Source organism: Streptomyces sp. NPDC050564, from assembly GCF_044457265.1.
Taxonomy (GTDB): domain Bacteria; phylum Actinomycetota; class Actinomycetes; order Streptomycetales; family Streptomycetaceae; genus Streptomyces.
In genome coordinates this window covers 387,720-408,340 of record NZ_JBITGS010000003.1, presented here as the reverse complement: position 1 = coordinate 408,340, position 20,621 = coordinate 387,720, and the positions used below count along the sequence as shown (strand labels likewise).

Here is a 20,621-nt window from a genome sequence, read left to right as displayed (position 1 = left end):
GGACGGAGGAACTCCCACTCCTCATCGGACAGTTCATGGCGACGTATCACCCGACCATGATCCACTACTCAAGATCAATTGAAGACACGACCTAGGCCGAGTCGGCGTTCGTCGGCGGGTACGTGGGCCGGGCGGGAACCGGCGCGGTGAGCGTCGGCAGGGGCGGGAGGGCGGGCTCGTACAGCCAGGCCGCGAACACGTCGTCCAGGGGCTCCGCCGTGTAGCGGGAGGCGTGCGCGGTGAAGGCCGCCGTGGTGACCGCTCCGCTCCGGTGCAGGGTGGCCCAGCCGCGCAGCATGCGGAAGAAGGCGTCGTCGCCCATCGCGCAGCGCAGCGCGTGCAGGGTCAGGCCGCCGCGCTCGTAGAGCCGGTCGTCGAACATCAGCTTGCGGCCCGGGGCGGACAGGACCAGGTCCTGCGGCTGCGAGGACAGCTTCCGGTGTGCCGCGGCGGCCAGTCGCTGTGCCGTACGGCCGCCGGACCGCTCCGACCAGAGCCACTCCGCGTACTTCGCGAAGCCCTCGTTCAGCCAGATGTGCCGCCAGTCCGCGATGGAGACGCTGTTGCCGAACCACTGGTGCGCCAGCTCGTGCGCGATCAGCCGCTCCGACCCGCGCGCCCCGTCCACGTGGTTGGCGCCGAACAGCGACAACCCCTGTGCCTCGACCGGGACATCGAGCTCCTCCTCCGTCACGACCACCGCGTACTCGCCGAAGGGATACGGCCCGAAGAGGTCCTCGAACAGCTCCATCATCGCCGGCTGCCGCGCGAAGTCCCGGGAGAACTCGGAGAGCAGATGCGCGGGCAGATGACCGGACTGCGGTACGCCGCCCAGGCCCGGGTCGCCGAGCAGCACCGTCTGGTACTTCCCGATCGACAACCCGACCAGATAGCTGGACGTCGGCGCCGCCTGCTCATACACCCAGGTGGTCGTGGAAGCCTTCGTCGTACGCGTCAGCAGCCGGCCGCCCGCCACCACCGAGTAGGCGGAGGGGGTGGTGATCGAGATCTGGTACGAGGCCTTGTCGGCCGGGCGGTCGTTGCACGGGTACCAGGAGGGCGCCCCGGTCGGCTGGCTCGCCACCAGCGCCCCGTCCTCCAGCTCCTCCCAACCGAGCCCGCCCCAGGGGCTGTTGACCGGCTTGGGGTTGCCCGACCAGTGCACCTCGATGGTGAAGGCGGCGCCTGCCCGGATCGGCTTCGCCGGGCGGATGCGCAGCCTGCCGCCGCGGTGCGTGTAGTGCGGCGCCTTGCCGTCGACGCGGACCCGGCCGATCCGGAAGTCGGCCAGGTTCAGCTGGAATTCGGTGAGCGGCGCCCGGCCGGCTATGGCATTGAGCCGCGCGGTGCCGGAGAGCCTGTTGGGGCCGGGGCGGTAGTCCAGCGCGAGCTCGTACCGGTGTACCCGGTAGCGGGGATCACCGTTGGCCGGGAAGTACGGGTCCGATCCCACTGTCTGCTGAACGCTCACCGCTGCGACTGCTCCCTGCCCTGTGCTCGTACGACGTGCCGCTGTACCGCCCTTCGCGTCCGATCCGGTCATGTCTTCTATGAACGCCATGCCTCGATCGGGTTGCCCAGCCAGCGGGTGTCGTCGGGAACGGACTCCGCCGCCATCACCAGCGACGCGGGACCCAGGGTGGAGCGGGCCCCGACGGTGCTGCCGGGCAGGACGATTCCGCCCGGGCCCAGGGTGGCGCCCTCACGGAGAACTACAGTATCCGTCCGCAAGATCCGGTCGTGGAAGAGGTGGGTCTGCAGCACGCAGCCCCGGTTCACCGTCGCCGCGTCCTCCAGCGTGACCAGGTCGGTCTCGGGCAGCCAGTAGCTCTCTACCCAGGTGCCCCGGCCGATGCGGGCGCCGAGCCCGCGCAGCCACGCCGTCATCAGCGGCGTACCGGGCACGGAGCCGGCCAGCCACGGCACGGCGACGACCTCGACGAACGTGTCCGCGAGCTCGTTGCGCCACACGAATCCGCTCCACAGCGGGTGCTCACCGCTCCGGTGCCGCCCCACGAGCAGCCACTTCGCCACGATGGAGACGAGGCACGCGAGAGCGCCCACGGCGAGCAGCACCACCCCGGACAGCGCCCAGCCCCACGCCCCCAGCGCACTCAGCGCGGCCACCGTCAGGACGGCCAGCGCCGCCGAGCAGAACACCGGCACGATTCGGCACAGCTCGACCAGGCCCCGCCCCCACAACAGGTGCGCGGGCGGGTCGTACGTACGGCTCTGGTCGCCGTCCTGCGTCGAACGCGGCAGCCTCACCGGCGGCAGCCCCAGATACGAACTGCCCTTCTTCGCCTTCTTCGGCGTCGCCGACAGCACACCGACCAGGCCGCCGTCCGGCACGCTGCGGCCCGGCGCGGTCATCCCGGAGTTGCCCAGGAACGCCCGGCGGCCGATCTCGGCCCGCCCGATCCGCATCCAGCCGCCACCGAGCTCGTACGGTGCGGTCAGCGTGTCGTCCGCGAGGAAGGCGCCCTCACCGACGGTGGTGAGGCTGGGCAGCGCGAGGACGGTGGAGACCTCGGCGCCCCGCCCGATCTTCATGCCGAGCAGCCGCAGCCACACCGGCGTGATCAGCCCGGCATACAGCGGGAACAGCGTCTCGCGGGAGCGGTCCATCAGCTGGGTGACCGTCCAGGCCTGCCAGCCGACGCGGCCGTGCGTCGGATGCGTGCCCTCGCGCAGCCCGAGGCTCAGCAGACGTACGGCGACCAGGAGCAGCAGTGCGTAGGCGAGACCGAAAGCGAGCGTCGCCGGCACCAAAGCGAGCGCGGCACCGCGCAGGGCCGCGCCGAGCCCGGCGTCCGCGCTCACGAACACATGCGCCACGAGCAGGGCGGCGACGCCCGCCAACAGGGGCAGCGCGGACAGGGCGAACCCGGTCGCGCCGTACATCGCCCGCCAGTACGTGCCGCGCTGCGGCCGTTCCTTGGGCCAGGCGCGCTTCGCCTTGCCGAGCTTGATCGCGGGGGCTCCGGCCCAGCGCTGCCCGGTCGGAATGTGTCCGGACACGGCGGAGCCGGGGGCCACCTCGGCCCGCTTGCCCACGCGCGCACCGGGGAAGAGCAGGCTGCGCGTGCCGACCACCGCGTGCGCGCCCACCTTGACCGGGCCGATCTCCAACCGGTCACCGTCCAGCCAGTGCCCCGACAGGTCCACCTCGGACTCGACAGCAGCACCCCGGCCGAGCTTGAGCATGCCGGTCACCGGCGGCAGCGAGTGCAGGTCCACGTCCGGGCCGATCTTGGCGCCCAGGGCGCGGGCGTACCGCTCCAGCCAGGAACCGGTGAGCGAGGTCGCTCCGCTGAACTCGGCGATCCGCTCGGCCGTCCAGAGCCGCAGGTGGACGCTTCCACCGCGCGGGTGGCGCCCGGCCTTCACGCCCCGCAGCAGCAGCCGCGCTCCGCCCGCCGCGATCGCGAGCCGCCCCGGCGGGCTGAAGAAGACGAGCACACCGGCGGCGACGAGCCACCACGACGCGCTCGGCGCCCACGGATACGGCCCGACCCAGTGCAGTACGTTTCCGAGCGCCGCCAGCGCCACGGTCCAGCGCAGCCCGAGCAGGGTGAAGAGCGGGATCAGCACCAGCAGCTGGGTCGCCTTGGTGCGCAGCGGGACCGGCGCGACGATCCGCTCGGCGCCGTCGTCCTGCGCGGACTTCTCCAGGTGCCGGGCCAGCTTGCGCAGGACGGGCTGCTGGTAGATGTCCAGGACCGCCGCGCTCGGATAGCGGGTGCGCAGCCTGGTCGTGAGCTGGGCGGCGGCGAGGCTGCTGCCGCCGATCGCGAAGAAGTCGTCGGACGCGCCCGCGACGGGGATGCCGAGCACCTCGCTCCACTGCTCGGCGAGCCAGGCCTCGGTGCCGTAAAGCTGTTCCTTCGCGGCGCCCGTCTCCAGGCCCTCCAGCGGCCAGGGCAGCGCGTTGCGGTCGACCTTGCCGGACGTCCGGGTCGGCAGGTCCTCGACCGGGGCGAGCAGCGGCACCAGGGCGGCGGGCAGTTCGGCGCGCAGCTTCTCGACGGCGGTGGCCTGATCCCAGCCGTCCTGGGTGACCACATAACCGACGAGCAGCTGGTTGCCGCTGCGCGCGGTGCGCACGGCGGCGGCCGCGCCCGCGACCCCGGGCAGGGCCTGAAGGGCCGCGTCCACCTCACCGAGCTCGATCCGGCGCCCGCCGAGCTTGATCTGCTCGTCGGCCCGCCCGAGGAAGATCAGCCCCTCCGGCTCGGCCTTGACCAGGTCACCACTGCGGTACGCCCGCTCCCAGCCCAGCGACTCCAGCGGCGCGTACTTCTCCGCGTCCTTCTCGGCGTCGAGATACCGGGCGAGCCCGACCCCGCCGATCACGAGCTGGCCGCTGTCGCCCATGGCCACGGGCTCGCCGGCCTCGTCGACCACGGCCAGCTCCCAGCCGTTCAACGGCAGCCCGATCCGGATCGGCTCCTCGCCGGTCATGAGGGAGGCACAGGCGACGACGGTGGCCTCGGTGGGCCCGTAGGTGTTCCACACCTCGCGGCCCTCGGTCACCAGCCGCTGGACCAGCTCGGGCGGGCAGGCCTCACCGCCGAAGATCAGCAGCCGGACCTCGTTGAGCGTCTCGGGCTCCCACAGGGCGGCCAGCGTGGGGACGGTGGAGACGACGGTGATCTCCTGCTCCACCAGCCACGGCCCGAGGTCCGCGCCACTGCGCACCTGCGCACGCGGCACGGGCACCAGACAGGCGCCGTAGCGCCAGGCCAGCCACATCTCCTCGCAGGAGGCGTCGAAGGCGACGGAGAGCCCGGCCATGACCCGGTCACCGGGCCCGATCGGGTCCTCGGTCAGGAACAGCTCGGCCTCGGCGTCCACGAATGCGGCGGCGCTGCGGTGACTGACGGCGACGCCCTTGGGCTTGCCGGTGGATCCGGAGGTGAAGATGATCCACGCGTCGTGCTCGACTCCGGGCCGGGCGGCGACAGCCTCCGACCGGCCGTTGACGGTCAGCTCGTGCCCGGCCCCGACGACCGCGCGCACCGCCGCCTCGCCGAACACCAGCTCGGCCCGCTCGTCCGGGTCCTCGGCGTCCACCGGCACATAGGCGGCACCAGCGGCCAGTACGGCGAGGATCGCGACGTACAGCTCGTTGGTGCCGGAGGGGACCCGGACGCCGACCCTGTCGCCGAGGCCGACCCCGGCGGCGCTCAGCCGCCGCCGCAGGGCCTCGACCTCGACGGCCAGGTCACGGTACGTGAGGCAGCGCTGCCCGTCGTCCAGCGCGGGCTCGTCGGGGTACGCCCGGACGGAGGCGTCGAGGAGGTCGACAAGGGTGCGGGGCGAGGCGGCGGAGGAGGCGGAGAAGCGTGCGGGGTTGCCGAACTCCGCGCGCACCTCCTCGTCGAACAGCGCGAGTGCGGGGCCTTGCTCGAGGGCTGCCATCGGGTCCTCACGTGTTGTTTCCCGGAGCGTCCGGGCCGCTGGTGGGCCCGCAGGTACGCCTGGGGATATTCCGGTCCAGCTCCAAACAAGCGTGAAATATTAGTACGACGCTATCCGCGCACCTGGTCGTCAGCCATGCGAGGAGGCATCCCGGGGCGCCGGAACCATTGGTTCCGCAGTGCTGACGGTGCTCTGACATGGGGATATGTCATCCTGACGAGATCTGCCCCACATCTGCCCGTAACGTCTCGAACACAACGAGCGAGGGCCGGCCGGTGCCACGCGCGATGAGCCGACAACGCAACGAGCGAGGGCCGCGACCTGATGGTCGCGGCCCTCGCTCATTCGATGTGTCCGAGGGGGGACTTGAACCCCCACGCCCGATAAAGGGCACTAGCACCTCAAGCTAGCGCGTCTGCCATTCCGCCACCCGGACAAGGTGTCTGTCGCGCGGGTTTCCCTCGCGGCGACAGAGGAAACATTACCAGGCTTTCGAGGGCTCCTGATCACGCCCTGTTCCCGCGTGAACGGCGTGTGACGGGCCGGGACCGGCCTTGGGGAGGGGAGGGGGTCGGAGAGAGGATGAGGGGGACCACCAGCAGTGACAGTGGGAGGAAGCAGCGTGAGCGAGTCGAACACCGCCAGGAGCGTCTCTGGCGAGGACGAGGTCGTGGACCTCTGTCGCGAGCTGATCCGGATTGACACCAGCAACTACGGGGACCACTCCGGGCCCGGTGAGCGCGAGGCCGCGGAGTACGTGGCCGAGAAGCTCGCGGAGGTGGGGCTCGAACCGCAGATCTTCGAGTCGCACCGGGGCCGTGCCTCCACGGTGGCCCGTATCGAGGGCGAGGACCCCTCGCGGCCCGCCCTGCTCATCCACGGCCACACCGACGTCGTCCCGGCGAACGCGGCTGACTGGACCCACGACCCCTTCTCCGGCGAGATCGCGGACGGCATGGTGTGGGGCCGCGGCGCGGTCGACATGAAGGACATGGACGCCATGACGCTGGCCGTCGTACGGGACCGGCTGCGCAGTGGCAGGAAACCCCCGCGCGACATCGTCCTGGCCTTCCTCGCGGACGAGGAAGCGGGTGGCACGTGGGGTGCGCGGCACCTGGTCGACAACCACCCGGACCTCTTCGAGGGCGTCACGGAGGCGATCGGTGAGGTCGGCGGGTTCTCCTTCACGGTCAACGAGAAGCTGCGCCTGTATCTCGTCGAGACCGCCCAGAAGGGCATGCACTGGATGAAGCTGACCGTGGACGGCACCGCCGGTCACGGGTCGATGATCCACAAGGACAACGCGATCACCGAGCTGTCCGAGGCCGTCGGGCGGCTCGGCCGGCACAAGTTCCCGGTGCGCGTCACCAAGACACTGCGGCACTTCCTCGACGAACTCGGCGACGCGCTCGGCACCGAACTCGACCCCGAGAACATGGACGAGACGCTCGCCAAACTGGGCGGCATCGCCAAGCTCATCGGCGCCTCGCTGCAGAACACCGCCAATCCGACCCAGCTGGGTGCCGGTTACAAGGTCAACGTGATTCCCGGGCAGGCCACCGCGCATGTCGACGGGCGTTATCTGCCGGGGTACGAGGAGGAATTCCTCGCCGACCTGGACCGGATTCTCGGCCCGCGCGTCAAGCGTGCGGACGTGCACGCGGACAAGGCGCTGGAGACCAGCTTCGACGGCGCACTCGTCGACGCGATGCAGACCGCGCTGTCCGCCGAGGACCCGATCGCGCGTGCCGTGCCCTACATGCTCTCGGCCGGCACCGACGCCAAGTCTTTCGCGGACCTCGGCATCCGCTGCTTCGGGTTCGCCCCGCTGAAGCTGCCGCCGGAGCTGGACTTCGCGGGCATGTTCCACGGCGTCGACGAGCGGGTGCCGGTGGATGCGCTGCAGTTCGGCGTACGCGTGCTCGACCGCTTCATCGACGCGTCCTGAATCATCCGTCGGGCGTCCTGAATTCGCCTACTGAAACGAAACTTCAGTATTCGCCAGCCTGTGCGGAGCCGACTGAGAAGAGTGAATGCGACCATAAGCTCGTAGCTCTACTACTCCCTCCTCGTTACAAGTGACGTGATCCGCTACTTGGGATCGCATTTGCCAACAAGGAGGAATAATGATCAAGAAGGTCGTCGCTGCTGCGGCTGCCACTGGTGGTCTGGTTCTCGCGGGTGCGGGTCTGGCCGTCGCCGACTCGGGTGCCCAGGGTGCCGCCGTGCACTCCCCGGGTGTTCTGTCCGGCAACGTCATCCAGGTGCCCGTTCACGTCCCGGTGAACGTCTGCGGCAACACGGTCTCCGTGATCGGGCTGCTGAACCCCGCCTTCGGCAACACCTGCATCAACAAGTGACGTTGTGCCTCACCCCATGAGGTTCTGAGCCCGTCGGCCCCGGATCGTGCCATGCGCTCCGGGGCCGACCGGTCTTTCCGCACACGCACTGGGGGTGCGTGCGCGTTCCGGATGGTCCAAGCCAAGGACTAAGGCAGGGATACAGCTATGCGACAGGTCACCCGCAAGGGCCTGATGACCGTGGCGGCCGCGACCGGCGTACTCGCCGCGACGGGCGGCTACGCACACGCCGACTCGGGTGCGAACGGCTTCAGTTCGGACTCGCCCGGCGTGCTGTCGGGCAATACGGTGCAGGCGCCGGTGCACGCGCCGGTCAATGTCTGCGGCAACACCGTGAACGTCGTCGGGGTGCTCAACCCGGCGATGGGCAACACGTGCGTCAACCACGGCGGCGGCAGCGGTTCGTCCGGGGGCGACTCCGGCTCGCACTCCGGCGGCGGCTCCCAGGCCGGCGGCCACACCAATGACTCGCCGGGTGTGGGCTCCGGCAACCACGTGCAGGTGCCGATCGACGCACCGGTCAACGTCTGCGGCAACAGCGTCAACGTGATCGGCATCGGCAACGCGGCGGCGGGCAACGACTGCGCCAACGGGACGGGCGGCGGTCACTCCACGACCCCGCCCGGCGGCGGTCACGAGACGCCGCCTCCGGGTCAGCCCGGGCACCCCGGTCAGCCTGGGCATCCCGGGCACCCCGGTCAGCCGGGCCACCCCGGTCAGCCGAGTCAGCCCGGCACTCCGGGTCATCCCGGTCACCCGGGCCAGCCGTCCCACCCCGGAGGCAAGACGCCGGGCGGCTCCTCGCATGCCAACCACCCGGGGGCGCAGTCCGCCGCCCAGCCTCAGGGCGCCGCGCAGCTCGCGCACACCGGCAGTGACCTGCCGCTCGGTTTGGTCGTGCCCATCGGCGCCGGCGCGCTGCTGGCGGGTGCCGTGCTCTACCGCAGGGCGCGATCGGCGGCGTAAAACCGTACGAACCCGATCGCAACGCCACGAACTTCCCCGGTGGCGTGGAGAACGGAGTGGGGGGCCCCCCCGCGCGGGGCCCCCCCCGTTTGTGCGCCCCGCGGCCTCACCGGGGGGGGGCCCCGCGGGTGTTGCCGCGCCGCGCCCCCCCCAGCGCGCGGGGGGGGCGGGGGGCGCCAACCCCCCGAACCCCCCCCCCCCCCCCCCCCCCCCCCCCCCGGGGGGGGGGCGGAGGGGGGGGGCCCCGGGGCGGGGGGCCCCCACTCCGTTTTCAGCCGCCTTCCGTCACCACGTGGCGCGCACCTGGCGGATGATCCGCCGGCGCAACCTCACCTTGCGGCTGCCGTCGCGCAGCAGGCTCAGGCGGTCCAATTCCCAGTGTCCGTACTCGGCATGGTCCGTCAGCAGGCGCGTCGTTTCCTTGCGGGAGACCCCGCGAGGCACGTACACGTCGACAAATTCGTATTCCGGCATCGCATCTATTGTGCGGGCAGAGCCCGTGTACGGATAGCGTCTGCACTATGTCTGATGCTGTGCAGCCCACCGCTGCCGAGGTACGCGCCGCCGCCGAGGCGGTCAAGACCGCGCTCGACCGCCACCTGGCCGCGGTCGAGCGCAGGACGGGTGAAGACGACCCGGGCGTCTACGAGGCGTTCAATGAGCTGGCCGCCGCGGCCGAGGAGTACGACGAGCTCCTCTACGACCGCTACGACGAGGTCACGCCCTTCGAGATCCCCGGCAGCGACGACACGCTGCCGCCGTACACGGGCCCCGAGGAGCCGAATGCGCTGAGCGTGCTGATCCGCCGGGACTACGCGGTGGCGGAACCGCAGCGACTGCTGGCACAGGCCCAGCGGGTGGAAGCCGTCGAGGAGGAGGGTGCCACCGCCACCGCGGGCTTCGACGCGGCGGCCGGCACGATCCATGGGGCACTCGGGGTCCTGTTCGGCGAGTTCGAACCGGATGAGATCGCCTCCCGGCACAAGGAGTTCGGCCTGGAGGAGGGCGACTCCACACTCTGGGTGACCGCCGCCGACGAACCTGCCGAGCCCGGCGAATGGCTGGAGACCCCGTTCGATGCGATCGACCCGCAACGCGTGGTCTGCCGCTTCGACGTCAGCGCGGTCTTCGACGACGAGTCGGACGACGACCTGGAGGACGACCTCGGCCACGACGGCGACCTGGAGCCCATGGACGCGGACCGCTGAGTCCCGCCGTTGTGGCTCCGGGCGTGCGTGCGCCGACGGCCGGCCGCCGTGGCGGCCGGCCCAGCTGCGGGCCATCATGCCGCTGGGGCGGCAGCCGTCCCGCGGAAAGCGGCACCTCGTAGGCGCAGAGCAGCGCACCCATCCCCGGTTCCCCCCGGCGCCGGGAGGACCCGCACAAGTGGTGGTGCACTCCGGCCCGGGGTTCAGCCGGCCGCCGGTACCTGCGCCTTGAGCAAGGCCGGCAGACGTGTGGTGCGCGGCTTCGGCGGCACCTCCGCCACCGCTCGCTGCAAGGCCCCCTCCACCCCGTGGACCACGGACAGATGACGCTCGGCGCGGCCGAAGGCCGTGTACACCCAGGGCCTGGTCAGGGACTGGGCGGCATCGCCGGGGAGCACCACGACCACGGCGGGCCAGCGCGAGCCGACCGCCTGGTGCGCCGTGAGCGCCCACCCGTGCCGCACGGACTGCTCCACCCCCTCCTTCGGTACGACGACGGGGAGCCCCGCGCACTCCAGGTGCAGCCCCTCGGCGTCGGCCTTCACCACGTGCCCCGGCACCGAACGCCCCGGCGTGGGGGAGTATGCGATCCGGTCGCCCGGGTCGAAGCCGCCGAAGCGGCCGGGACCGGGGTTCAGCCGCTCCTTGAGCGCGGTGTTGAGGGCGCGAGTGCCGACCGCACCGCCGTGCCCCGGCGCGATCACCTGCGTCTGCTCGGCCGGGATGCCGATCGCGCGCGGCACCGAGTCCGCGACCAGCTGCACGGTCCGGTGCACCGCCTCGCCGGCGTCGCGCACCGGGACGATCACGACCTCCTTGCCGGGCGCCTCGACCTGGTTCAGCTCACCGATCCCGACCCCGGAGACCAACTCGCCGATCGGCCCGGGGTCGGGCGTCCGGGAAGCCACCTGCGGGCAGGCACGGGCGGCGAGCAGATCCGCGAAGACCCTCCCCGGACCCGTCGACCACAGCACCCCGGGGTCCCCGCTCAGCACCAGCCGCGCGCCGTCCGGCAGCGACTCGGCGAGCACGGCCGCCGTCTCGACGTCGAGCTGCGGTGCGTCCAGGACGACCAGGAGGTCGAGATCGAAGGCGCCGTCCGCGTCACGGCCCGGGCCCTCGGCGCCGGAAAGGAGCCCGGCGACGGTGGCGACCGGCGTGCCCACGCCTTCTTCGGCGCCGTCCGGCAGGTCGCGCAGGGCCGGCTGGGCCGTGAAACGGTCGCGGCCGCCCGGAGTGTGCGTGGCGGCCCAGCCGCGCAGGCCGAGACCGCGCGCGGCGTGCAGCAGCGCCGCAGCTTCGGCCTGGGACGCGTCCCCGCCCGTGTGCAGGACCAGGCCGTGGCCCGCGACCGCGCGGATCAGCTCGGCGGCGGAGCGCGTGGCCGACGTGACGGCCTGCTCCCATTCGGCGGCCGAACCGTCCTCCTTCGGCACGGAGTTCATCACCCGGGCCAGTCCGTCGGCGAGGCTCTCCTCCGCCAGGGCGTACCTCTCCAGGCCCACCAGGACGCGGACCGGGCGCTCCTCGCCCTCCTCGGCACCCTCCTCCTGAACAGGCGCCGCCGTGTCGAGCGCGTCCTGGAAGACCAGGGCCTCGCCCTCCGCCAGGGTGCTCTGCACGGCCGCGTCCGGGTCCGGCACCGAGCGCTGAGCGAGCGCGGCGGTGAGCGCCGGGGCGTCCAGGGCGGTGTGTCCGGCGAGGGCCGCCTGCTCCAGGAGCCAGACGGTGAGCGCCCGGCCGCGCCGCTCGTCGTCCGGGCCGCACTCCGCGCCGAGCAGCGCGCGGGCGAATCCGTCGGCCTGCTCGGGCCGTACCCCAAAGACGCGCAGCAACTGCCAGGGATTGTCGCGCAGTTGCTCGTCGGCACCCTCCCCCAGGGCCGCGACGACCTGGGCGGCGAGCGCGTCGGGCGCGCCGCCCTCGGTCAGCACGGCCCGTACGGCCTCTACGACCTCCGGTGCGGCGGCCGACGGTGCGGCGGCCGGGGAGGCCATGGGCTGCGGCCGCCGCACGGGCTCCTGCGCAACCCTGCGCGGCGCGGGCTCCGGCTCACGGAACGCGGTGGCCACGGGCTTCTCGCCGCTCTCCACGGCTCGCACCGCCGCGAGCAGATCCGCGGCCTTCCCGCTGAGCTTGGCCCCGGCCTCGACCGGCCCCTGCTTCTCGGCCTTCCGCCGCTCGATGCGCTCCCGCTCCAGACGCTGGGCCGCCAGCTCGGCCTCGGCCTCGGACAACTGGGCGGCACCTTCGGAGGCTTCGGTGTCCCCGGAGGCTTCCGCGCCCCCGCCTTCGGCGGGTGCGGTCGCGTCGCCCGCGGCTGCCTTCGCGTCTTCGGCGGCGCCGTCGGCCGTGTCCGCGCCCGGCGCCCCCGGCTCCGCTTCCTCCGTGGTCTCGGGCTCCGTGCTCACAGCGTGCTCCAGTCGTGATCGGGATAGTGGTGCACCGGCGCCGACACGTCGTCGAGCGCTCGGCAGATCTCGTCAGGAAGACTAAGGGTCTCCACTGACAACGCCGCCGTGAGCTGCTGGGCGTTGCGCGCGCCGACGATGGGGGCGGCGACGCCGGGCCGGTCGCGGACCCAGGCGAGAGCCACCTGGAGCGGGGTCACCGCGAGACCGTCCGCGGCGGTCGTCACCGCGTCCACGATGCTGCTCGCCGTGTCGTCCAGGTACGGCGCGACGAAGGGCGCGAGGTGCTCCGAGCCGCCCCGGGAGTCGGACGGTGTCCCGCCCCGGTACTTGCCCGTGAGCACACCCCGCCCGAGCGGTGAGGAGGGCAGCAGTCCGACCCCCAGGTCGAGGGCGGCCGGCAGTACCTCCCGCTCGACGCCGCGCTGGAGCAGGGAGTACTCCATCTGCGTACTGGCGATTCGTGTCCGTGTCCCGGGCGCCGCGAGCTGCCAGGTCGCCGCCTTGGCGAGCTGCCAGCCGCAGAAGTTGGACACTCCCGCGTAGCGCGCGCGGCCGCTGCTCACCGCGAGGTCGAGCGCGTGAAGGGTCTCGTCCAGGGGGGTGTCGGGGTCGTAAGCGTGGACGTGCCACAGGTCCACGTAGTCCGTGCCGAGGCGGGCGAGAGAGTCGTCGAGCGCCGACAGCAGATGGCCGCGCGAGCCGTCGAAGCGGCGGTCGGGGTCGGGCACGCTCCCTGCCTTCGTCGAGATGACCAGGTCCCGGCGCGGCACGAGCCCCTCTGTGAGGCGTCCGAGCAGATACTCGGCCTCCCCGTCCCCGTACACGTCCGCGGTGTCGACGAGGGTCCCGCCCGCCTCCCAGAAGACCTTCAAGACGTCCGCGGCGTCATGCTCGTCCGTGTCCCGCCCCCATGTGAGGGTGCCGAGTCCGATCCGGGACACACGCAGGCCGGTACGGCCGAGATGCCTCTGCTCCATGGACGCCGAGATTACTGGCCAGAACTCGATACGTGGGGGCCCTGTGGACAACGAGGTTCGGGCCGGCGCGAGCCCGTCCCTGCCGCCGCGCCCACCAGCGCGCTAGGGTCTCCAGAACAAGGGACGTTACTGATCGGTAAGGGGATCGGCCATGCAGCTCGGGATCAACCTCGGCTACTGGGGCGCCGGAATGGACGCGGACAATCTCGCCGTCGCCCAGGAGGCGGACCGGCTCGGATACGCCGTCTGCTGGGCCGCCGAGGCCTACGGCTCCGACGCGGCGACCGTGCTCTCCTGGGTTGCCGCCCAGACCGAGCGCATCGATGTCGGCTCGGCCATCTTCCAGATCCCGGCCCGCCAGCCCGCGATGACCGCGATGACCGCCGCCACCCTCGACTCGCTGTCGGGCGGCCGCTTCCGCCTCGGCCTCGGCGTCTCCGGACCGCAGGTCTCCGAGGGCTGGTACGGCGTCAAGTTCGACAAGCCGCTGGCGCGCACCCGCGAGTACGTGGAGATCGTACGGAAGGCGATGACGCGCGAGCGCCTCTCGTACGAGGGCGAGCACTGGACGCTGCCGCTGCCCGGTGGCCCGGGCAAGCCGATCAAGCTGACCGTGCACCCCGAGCGCGAGCACATCCCGCTGTACGTCGCCGCGATCGGCCCCAAGAACCTGGAGCAGACCGGCGAGATCGCCGACGGCGCGCTGTTGATCTTCCCCTCCGCCGACCACCTCGAGGACACCGCGATCAAGTATCTGCGCGCGGGCCGCGAGAAGGCCGGCAAGACGATGGAGGGCTTCGACGTCTGCCCGACGCTGCCGCTGGCCCTCGGCGACGACAAGAACGTGACCGCGCTCGCCGACATGTTCCGCCCGTACACCGCGCTGTACGTCGGTGGCATGGGCAGCCGCAAGCAGAACTTCTACAACCAGCTCGCCCAGCGCATGGGGTACGAGAAGGAAGCCGCCGAGATCCAGGACAAGTACCTGTCCGGCGACAAGGAGGGTGCGGCCGCCGCCGTCCCGCACGCCCTGATCGACCAGACCACCCTGCTCGGTTCCGTCGACCGCATCGCCGACCGCATGAAGGCGTATGCCGCCGCTGGGGTCACCACGCTCACACTGGCGCCCGCGGGATTCACGCTGGACGACCGGCTCGCCTCGCTCCGGGCCGGTTCCGACGCGCTGGAGCGGGCGGGGCTCGCGTAACGCGCGGAGTAGCAGGTCGAAGGAGAGTTTCTACGGCCGTGGTGGGGGCTCGGGGGGTCTTCCCCGCCACGGCCGTCACGGGGAACAACGCGTCGGCGCCCCCTTGGTTACGCGCCCGTGCCTCCCTCCTCCTCCGTCGTTTGGCGGATTTGTCCGACACATCGGTTGCCGCGCTCCTGGCATCCCATTTGACTCGTTTTCTGCGTACCCCTGCAGAAAGGTGTCCGTGATGCTTTCGGCCAAGAGTCTGTTCCAGGAGATCCTCGACAACGACGAGTCGTTCCGGCTGTTCTGCTCCATCGCCGCCAGCGGGGAATCGCAGGGGGGCTGGGAGAACGGCCGGATCGCGGCCCTCGTTCCGCAGAGCGAGCGCGCACTCGCGCCCAAGATCGCCCGACACGGCGCCGACGAGGACAAACACGGGCGGATCTTCAACGCCCTGATGAAGAGGCGCGGCCTCGAACCCGTCGAGGTCCCCTTCGACACCGACTACACCATGCTCCTGGAACGGCGCGGCATCGGCCTCGCACACGAGAAGCTCAAGGACGACCAGCCGCTCACCGTGCAGGACATCGTCACGTATCTCGCCCACAGCCGAGTCACCGAGCAGCGCGCCTCCGAGCAGATGGAGCTGCTGCGCAAGCACTTCGCGCACCACCCGGACATCGGCCGTGCGGTGAAGATGATCTCCAACGACGAGCACGACCACCTCGCCTACTGCCACGAGGAACTGCTCCGTTTCGCGTACGCCGGGCACGGCCGCGCCATTCAGCAGACGCTGCGCGAGTGCGCGCACGCCGAGATCCGCATCCACCGGGACGTCAGCCTCGCCGTCATGGCCCACATGGGGCGCATTCTCGGCTGGCCCAGGGGCAAGGTGGCGGCGCTCGCCGCGGGCATCCACGCCGTCTACCTCTACGAGCGGGCCGCCGGCTGGCGCCGGATGGTCTCCCTGAAGATGCCTGAGCGGCGCGACGCACTGGGCGGGCCGGCGGCGGCCGCTCCCGAGTTCGCGTGATCGACCTTCACGCGTGCGTGGAACCCCTCACGATCCCCATGAGAAGCCCGAGGTGTTCTGTCACAGCCAGCCCCGCCGCTTGAAGAGGCGATACAGGCCGAGTTCCAGCATGACCAGCACCAGGATCAGTGCCGGATACGACCACAGCCAGTGCAGCTCCGGCATGTGGTCGAAATTCATCCCGTAGATCCCGGCGATCATCGTGGGGACCGCGGCCATGGCCGCCCATGCGGAGATCTTCCGCACGTCGTCGTTCTGCCGCACGGTCATCTGCGCGAGATGCGCCGAGAGAATGTCCGAGACCAGCCGGTCCAGACCCTCGACCAACTCGTTCACCCGCGTCAGATGGTCGCTGACGTCCCGGAAGAACGGCTGTGCCTTGTCGTGCACAAAGGGCATCGAGGCCAGGAAGGGCCCGATGCCCGCGAGCCGGACCAGCGGCTGGGCCAGCGGGCCCGTGGCCCTGCGGAACTCGAGGATCTGCCGCTTGAAGTTGTAGATCCGCGACGCGCTGCTCCGGGAGCCGCCGCTGGACGGCGAGAACACCTCCGCCTCCAGCTCCTCCAAGTCCGTTCCGAGCTCGCCCGCGACGTCCACGTAGTGGTCGACCACGGCGTCGGCGATCGAGTACAGCACCGCCGTCGGACCGTGCCGGAGCATCTCGGGCTCCTCTTCCAGCCGGTGCCGCACGGCCGCGAGGGGCGACTCCTCACCGTGCCGCACGGTGACGACGAACGAGTCCCCGATGAAGACCATGACCTCGCCGGACGAGACGGTGTCGTGCTCCGCGTCGTACGCCACCGGCTTGAGGACCATGAACAGCGAGTCGTCGTACACCTCCAGCTTGGGGCGCTGATGCGCCTTGAGGGCGTCCTCGATTGCCAGGGGGTGCAGTGCGAACTCCTCCGTGACGCGGTCGAACTCCTTCTCCGTGGGCTCGTACAGGCCGATCCAGACGAATGCGTCATGCCCGGCACGGCACTGCGCCAAGGCGTCGGAGAGGTCGTCGGGGCCCTCCGTCCGGCGCCCGTCACGATAGACGGCGCAGTCGACGATCACGGAGAGTATTGTCCCGCCGTCCGGCCGGAGACGCACCCCGGCGGGCGCCTAGGCTGGACCGCATGCCCACCCTGATCCTCGTCCGGCACGGACGTTCCACCGCCAACACCGCGGGACTGCTCGCCGGCTGGACGCCCGGCGTCGCCCTCGACGAGCGCGGCGCCCAACAGGCCGCGGCGCTGCCCGGGCGGCTCGCCGAGCTGCCGATCTCCGAGGTCGTCACCAGTCCCCTGCAGCGCTGCCAGGAGACCGTCCAGCCGCTGCTCGACGCCCGTCCCGAGCTGAGGGTGCACACCGACGAGCGCATCGGGGAGGCTCATTACGGCGACTGGTCCGGTCGCAAGCTCGCCGAGCTGAAGGACGAACCGCTGATGGAGGTCGTACAGGCGCATCCGTCCGCGGCCGCGTTCCCCGGCGGCGAGTCGATGCGGGCCATGCAGACACGGGCCGCCGAGGCGGTGCGCGAGTGGAACGCGCGCGTGGAGCGCGATCACGGCGGTGATGCCGTGTACCTCATGTGTTCGCACGGCGACATCATCAAATCCCTCGTCGCGGACGCACTCGGACTTCATCTCGACCTCTTCCAGCGGATCTCTGTCGAACCGTGTTCCATCACCGCGATCCGTTACACACGCATGAGGCCGTTTCTCGTACGCCTCGGCGACACCGGTGACTTCGCGTCCCTGGCGCCGCGCGAGGAACCCCCAGGCGGAGACGCCACGGTGGGGGGCGGTGCGGGCGCACCGTGATCGTCGGCCGCAGTAGGGTGAAGCGGTTGAAGCAGCACAGTAGTTGTCAGCAGGTTCTCAGCAGCCGATGCGGGCCGGAGCAGTCAGCCGGTCCTCATGTCGATTCAATGGAGACAGGACGTGTCCCGTCAGGTGTTCCTCTACGACCCCCCGGACCGCTTCGTGGCCGGTACGGTCGGGTTGCCCGGGCGCCGTACCTTCTTCCTGCAGGCCTCCTCGGGGCCCCGGGTGACCAGCGTGGCCCTGGAGAAGACCCAGGTCGCCGCGCTCGCCGAGCGCATGGACGAGCTCCTCGACGAGGTCGTACGGCGCACCGGTGGCAGCGCGCCCGTTCCGGCCGTGGCCCCGACGGAGGTGTCCGACACCGCGCCCCTCGACACCCCCGTGGAGGAGGAGTTCCGGGTCGGCACCATGGCGCTGGCCTGGGACGGTGACGAGCAGCGCATGATCGTCGAGGCGCAGGCCCTCGTGGAGCTCGACGCGGACTCCGAGGAGGACCTCGCCGAGGCCGAGGAGCGGCTGCTCCAGGACGAGGAGAACGGTCCGCCGATGCTCCGGGTCCGGCTCACCGGCGCGCAGGCCCGGGCCTTCGCCAAGCGCGCCCTCGACGTCGTCAACGCGGGCCGGCCGCCCTGCCCGCTGTGCAGCCTCCCGCTCGACCCGGAAGGACACGTATGTCCGCGCCAGAACGGATACCGCCGCGGAGCGTGACCACGGCCGAGTTGCTCGCCGAGGGCGAGCTGAAGGTGCGCGGACGGATCCGTGAGGCGTCGAACGCGGTGCTCTACTGCTCCGTGTCCTACGAGGGCCGGGACGCGTTCTGCGTCTACAAGCCGATCGCCGGGGAGCGGCCCCTGTGGGACTTCCCGGACGGCACGCTGGCGCAGCGCGAGGTCGCGGCGTACGAGGTGTCCGAGGCGACCGGATGGGGGCTCGTGCCGCCCACCGTGCTGCGCGACGGGCCGTACGGGGAGGGCATGTGCCAGCTGTGGATCGAGGCTTCCCCGGAGGCCGAGCTCCTCGCCCTGGTGGACCGTGAGGAGCCCGAGGAGGGCTGGAAGGCGATTGGCTTCGCCGAGGTCGGTGAGGGGAAGACGGCGCTGTTGGTGCACGCCGACGATGTGCGGCTGCGGCGGCTCGCCGTGCTCGATGCCGTGATCAACAACGCCGATCGCAAGGGCGGGCATCTGTTGCCCGCCGGTGAGGGGCGGCTGTACGGGATCGACCACGGAGTCACTTTCAACGCCGAGAACAAGCTGCGGACGCTGTTGTGGGGATGGGCGGGGGAGGCGCTGACGGCGGACGCGGTGTCCGTGCTCGCGTCCCTGCGGGACGGCTTGGCGTCCGGCGCAGCGCTTTCCACTCGGCTGGCCGAACTCATCACTGTCGCGGAGATTGATGCCACACGCGCGCGCGTCTCGGCGATGCTCGCCTCCGGCAAGCACCCGGAGCCGAGTGGGGAGTGGCCTGCGATTCCTTGGCCGCCGGTGTGAGGGTGACCACGTCCCGGGGCTGAGCCGGGGGTGGGTGGGCTCACCGGCGCTCGCCGGGTGCCGCTGCGCCCACCCGCGCCGCTCCGGCGGCACGGTTGCCCGCAGCTGGGGCGGGTGAGCTGCCGCCTCAGCGGCACGGTTGCCTGTGGCTGGGGGCGGGTGTGCTGCCGCCTCGGCGGCACGATTGCCTGCAGTTGGGCCGGGTGTGCTGCCTCCCGGGCGGCACGATGGCCCGTAGCTCGGTCGGGTCGGCTGCCGCCCCGGCGAGGTGCGCGAAAGCACACCCTCCGGTGTCGCGCAAGAGTGTCTGCTCGGCCATCACGTGCTGGCCGGTTCGTATACGGAACTTCCGTCCGGTTAGGCTCATGACATGCATGCCTGGCCCGCTTCTGAGGTCCCCGCCCTGCCTGGTGAGGGCCGCGACCTCCGGATCCACGACACCGCGACCGGTGGCCTCGTCACCCTTGCCCCCGGTCCCGTCGCCCGTATCTACGTGTGCGGCATCACGCCGTACGACGCGACCCACATGGGTCACGCGGCGACCTACAACGCGTTCGACCTCGTTCAGCGCGTGTGGCTCGACACCAAGCGGCAGGTTCACTACGTCCAGAACGTGACCGACGTCGACGACCCGCTCCTGGAGCGCGCGGAGCGCGACGGCGTCGACTGGGTGGGACTCGCCGAGAAGGAGACCGCCCTCTTCCGTGAGGACATGACCGCCCTGCGGATGCTGCCGCCGCGGCACTACATCGGCGCCGTCGAGGCGATACCCGGCATCGTGCCGCTCGTCGAGCGGCTGCGGGACGCGGGAGCGGCGTACGAGCTCGAAGGGGATGTGTACTTCTCCGTCGAGTCCGACCCGCACTTCGGCCAGGTGTCCAACCTGGACGCCGCCGCGATGCGCCTGCTGTCCGCCGAGCGCGGGGGTGACCCGGACCGTCCGGGCAAGAAGAACCCGCTCGACCCGATGCTCTGGATGGCGGCCCGCGAGGGCGAGCCGAGCTGGGACGGCGGCTCGCTGGGCCGCGGCCGACCCGGCTGGCACATCGAGTGCGTCGCCATCGCACTCGACCACCTCGGGATGGGCTTCGACGTCCAGGGCGGCGGCTCCGACCTCGCCTTCCCGCATCACGAGATGGGCGCGTCCCACGCCCAGGTGCTGACCGGCGAGTTCCCGATGGCCAAGGCGTACGTGCACGCCGGCATGGTCGCCCTCGACGGCGAGAAGATGTCGAAGTCCAAGGGCAACCTGGTCTTCGTGTCCAAGCTCCGGCGCGACGGCGTCGACCCGGCCGCCATACGGCTCGCGCTGCTCGCACACCACTACCGCGCCGACTGGGAATGGACGGACTCCGTCCTCGAAGAGGCCGTCGCGCGTGTGGAGAACTGGCGGGCGGCGGTGTCGCGGCCCGACGGTCCGTCCGCCGACGCGCTCGTCGAGGAGATCCGCGACGCCCTGGCGAACGACCTGGACGCGCCTGCGGCGCTCGCCGCGGTCGACCGCTGGGCCGAGCTCCAGCACGAGCGGGGCGGCACGGACGAGGGCGCCCCCGGCGTCGTGTCGCGCGCCGTGGACGCCCTCCTCGGAGTGGCTCTCTAACAACTGCTACAGCAGGACCAACAGCAACGGCCGGGGGGGGGGGGGGGGGGGGGGGGCGGCCCCCCCCCCCGCGGGGGGGCCCCCCCCCCCCCCGCGGCAGGAGGAGGGGGGGGGGGGGCGGGGGCCGGGGGTCGGGGGGGTGGAGG

General features: G+C 71.5%; 16 protein-coding genes and 1 tRNA gene. 10 read left to right on the top strand and 7 right to left on the bottom strand.

The annotated features are described in order from the left end of the window. Window positions 1-91 precede the first annotated feature (91 nt). The 3 genes from ACIBK0_RS07720 to ACIBK0_RS07710 all read right to left on the bottom strand — a co-directional run bounded on the left by ACIBK0_RS07720 (window position 92) and on the right by ACIBK0_RS07710 (window position 5,860). Window positions 92-1,471 (bottom strand): M1 family metallopeptidase, encoded by a 1,380-nt coding sequence (locus ACIBK0_RS07720; protein ID WP_399076719.1) that lies wholly within the window; start codon window positions 1,469-1,471, stop codon window positions 92-94. A gap of 77 nt (window positions 1,472-1,548) precedes the next feature. Then, entirely contained in the window at window positions 1,549-5,424 is a 3,876-nt protein-coding gene (locus ACIBK0_RS07715) for a Pls/PosA family non-ribosomal peptide synthetase (RefSeq protein WP_399076717.1), read from the bottom strand. A gap of 351 nt (window positions 5,425-5,775) precedes the next feature. Then, window positions 5,776-5,860 (bottom strand) — tRNA-Leu (locus ACIBK0_RS07710). Between the two features lie 186 nt (window positions 5,861-6,046). Here ACIBK0_RS07710 and ACIBK0_RS07705 point away from each other — a divergent pair. The 3 genes from ACIBK0_RS07705 (at window position 6,047) to ACIBK0_RS07695 (ending at window position 8,750) form a co-directional block, all read left to right on the top strand. Beyond that, window positions 6,047-7,372: a M20/M25/M40 family metallo-hydrolase gene (locus tag ACIBK0_RS07705; protein ID WP_399076715.1), complete on the top strand. Its 1,326-nt coding sequence runs from the start codon at window positions 6,047-6,049 to the stop codon at window positions 7,370-7,372. A 178-nt stretch (window positions 7,373-7,550) separates the two neighbouring features. Next, a complete protein-coding gene (chpH, locus tag ACIBK0_RS07700) occupies window positions 7,551-7,784 on the top strand; it encodes a chaplin ChpH (RefSeq protein ID WP_399076713.1) in 234 nt (77 codons plus the stop codon). A 147-nt stretch (window positions 7,785-7,931) separates the two neighbouring features. Next, window positions 7,932-8,750 carry a chaplin gene (locus tag ACIBK0_RS07695; protein WP_399076711.1) on the top strand — a complete coding sequence of 273 codons (819 nt, stop codon included), beginning with the start codon at window positions 7,932-7,934 and terminating at the stop codon, window positions 8,748-8,750. A gap of 285 nt (window positions 8,751-9,035) precedes the next feature. Here ACIBK0_RS07695 and ACIBK0_RS07690 read toward each other — a convergent pair whose 3' ends face one another. Further along, window positions 9,036-9,224, bottom strand: a complete 189-nt coding sequence (locus ACIBK0_RS07690; RefSeq protein WP_028801646.1) for a DUF5703 family protein — start codon at window positions 9,222-9,224, stop codon at window positions 9,036-9,038. 47 nt (window positions 9,225-9,271) lie between these two features. Here ACIBK0_RS07690 and ACIBK0_RS07685 point away from each other — a divergent pair, with 47 nt between their 5' ends. Next, entirely contained in the window at window positions 9,272-9,958 is a 687-nt protein-coding gene (locus ACIBK0_RS07685) for a hypothetical protein (RefSeq protein WP_399076709.1), read from the top strand. A gap of 203 nt (window positions 9,959-10,161) precedes the next feature. Here ACIBK0_RS07685 and ACIBK0_RS07680 read toward each other — a convergent pair whose 3' ends face one another. Both ACIBK0_RS07680 and ACIBK0_RS07675 read right to left on the bottom strand, forming a co-directional pair. Next, the gene (locus ACIBK0_RS07680; RefSeq protein WP_399076707.1) at window positions 10,162-12,369 is read right to left on the bottom strand and encodes a helix-hairpin-helix domain-containing protein; all 2,208 of its coding nucleotides are present in this window, start codon (window positions 12,367-12,369) and stop codon (window positions 10,162-10,164) included. After that, a complete protein-coding gene (locus ACIBK0_RS07675) occupies window positions 12,366-13,349 on the bottom strand; it encodes an aldo/keto reductase (protein WP_399076704.1) in 984 nt (327 codons plus the stop codon). Before ACIBK0_RS07675 ends, ACIBK0_RS07680 begins: the two co-directional genes overlap by 4 nt. A 151-nt stretch (window positions 13,350-13,500) precedes the next feature. Between ACIBK0_RS07675 and ACIBK0_RS07670 the strand changes: the two genes are divergently transcribed. Next, window positions 13,501-14,556 (top strand): LLM class F420-dependent oxidoreductase, encoded by a 1,056-nt coding sequence (locus tag ACIBK0_RS07670; RefSeq protein WP_399076701.1) that lies wholly within the window; start codon window positions 13,501-13,503, stop codon window positions 14,554-14,556. Window positions 14,557-14,785: 229 nt separating this feature from the next. After that, window positions 14,786-15,574 carry a ferritin-like domain-containing protein gene (locus ACIBK0_RS07665; RefSeq protein WP_399076699.1) on the top strand — a complete coding sequence of 263 codons (789 nt, stop codon included), beginning with the start codon at window positions 14,786-14,788 and terminating at the stop codon, window positions 15,572-15,574. A 60-nt stretch (window positions 15,575-15,634) separates the two neighbouring features. Here ACIBK0_RS07665 and corA read toward each other — a convergent pair whose 3' ends face one another. Next, on the bottom strand, window positions 15,635-16,633 hold the full coding sequence (gene corA / locus ACIBK0_RS07660; RefSeq protein WP_399076697.1) for a magnesium/cobalt transporter CorA: 999 nt from the start codon (window positions 16,631-16,633) through the stop codon (window positions 15,635-15,637). A 62-nt stretch (window positions 16,634-16,695) separates the two neighbouring features. On the opposite strand from corA, the gene ACIBK0_RS07655 reads away from it, so the two are divergent. The 4 genes from ACIBK0_RS07655 to mshC all read left to right on the top strand — a co-directional run bounded on the left by ACIBK0_RS07655 (window position 16,696) and on the right by mshC (window position 20,475). Continuing rightward, a complete protein-coding gene (locus tag ACIBK0_RS07655) occupies window positions 16,696-17,382 on the top strand; it encodes a histidine phosphatase family protein (protein WP_399076695.1) in 687 nt (228 codons plus the stop codon). A gap of 120 nt (window positions 17,383-17,502) precedes the next feature. Then, window positions 17,503-18,093, top strand: a complete 591-nt coding sequence (locus tag ACIBK0_RS07650) for a DUF3090 domain-containing protein (protein ID WP_189187836.1) — start codon at window positions 17,503-17,505, stop codon at window positions 18,091-18,093. Beyond that, complete coding sequence (locus tag ACIBK0_RS07645) at window positions 18,057-18,875, top strand: SCO1664 family protein (RefSeq protein WP_399076692.1); 819 nt, start codon at window positions 18,057-18,059, stop codon at window positions 18,873-18,875. The genes ACIBK0_RS07650 and ACIBK0_RS07645 overlap by 37 nt, the downstream gene beginning before the upstream one ends. Window positions 18,876-19,245: 370 nt before the next feature. Next, a complete protein-coding gene (gene mshC / locus ACIBK0_RS07640) occupies window positions 19,246-20,475 on the top strand; it encodes a cysteine--1-D-myo-inosityl 2-amino-2-deoxy-alpha-D-glucopyranoside ligase (RefSeq protein WP_399076690.1) in 1,230 nt (409 codons plus the stop codon). Window positions 20,476-20,621 lie beyond the last annotated feature (146 nt).

What these genes read in the sequence shown, in the direction of transcription:
- ACIBK0_RS07685 (WP_399076709.1), top strand. Translation starts at nt 9,272, where the DNA reads ATGTCTGATGCTGTGCAGCCCACCGCTGCCGAGGTACGCGCCGCCGCC.
- chpH (WP_399076713.1), top strand. Translation starts at nt 7,551, where the DNA reads ATGATCAAGAAGGTCGTCGCTGCTGCGGCTGCCACTGGTGGTCTGGTT.
- mshC (WP_399076690.1), top strand. Translation starts at nt 19,246, where the DNA reads ATGCATGCCTGGCCCGCTTCTGAGGTCCCCGCCCTGCCTGGTGAGGGC.
- ACIBK0_RS07655 (WP_399076695.1), top strand. Translation starts at nt 16,696, where the DNA reads ATGCCCACCCTGATCCTCGTCCGGCACGGACGTTCCACCGCCAACACC.
- ACIBK0_RS07695 (WP_399076711.1), top strand. Translation starts at nt 7,932, where the DNA reads ATGCGACAGGTCACCCGCAAGGGCCTGATGACCGTGGCGGCCGCGACC.
- ACIBK0_RS07690 (WP_028801646.1), bottom strand. Translation starts at nt 9,224, where the DNA reads ATGCCGGAATACGAATTTGTCGACGTGTACGTGCCTCGCGGGGTCTCC.
- ACIBK0_RS07675 (WP_399076704.1), bottom strand. Translation starts at nt 13,349, where the DNA reads ATGGAGCAGAGGCATCTCGGCCGTACCGGCCTGCGTGTGTCCCGGATC.
- ACIBK0_RS07665 (WP_399076699.1), top strand. Translation starts at nt 14,786, where the DNA reads ATGCTTTCGGCCAAGAGTCTGTTCCAGGAGATCCTCGACAACGACGAG.
- ACIBK0_RS07645 (WP_399076692.1), top strand. Translation starts at nt 18,057, where the DNA reads ATGTCCGCGCCAGAACGGATACCGCCGCGGAGCGTGACCACGGCCGAG.
- ACIBK0_RS07670 (WP_399076701.1), top strand. Translation starts at nt 13,501, where the DNA reads ATGCAGCTCGGGATCAACCTCGGCTACTGGGGCGCCGGAATGGACGCG.
- ACIBK0_RS07715 (WP_399076717.1), bottom strand. Translation starts at nt 5,424, where the DNA reads ATGGCAGCCCTCGAGCAAGGCCCCGCACTCGCGCTGTTCGACGAGGAG.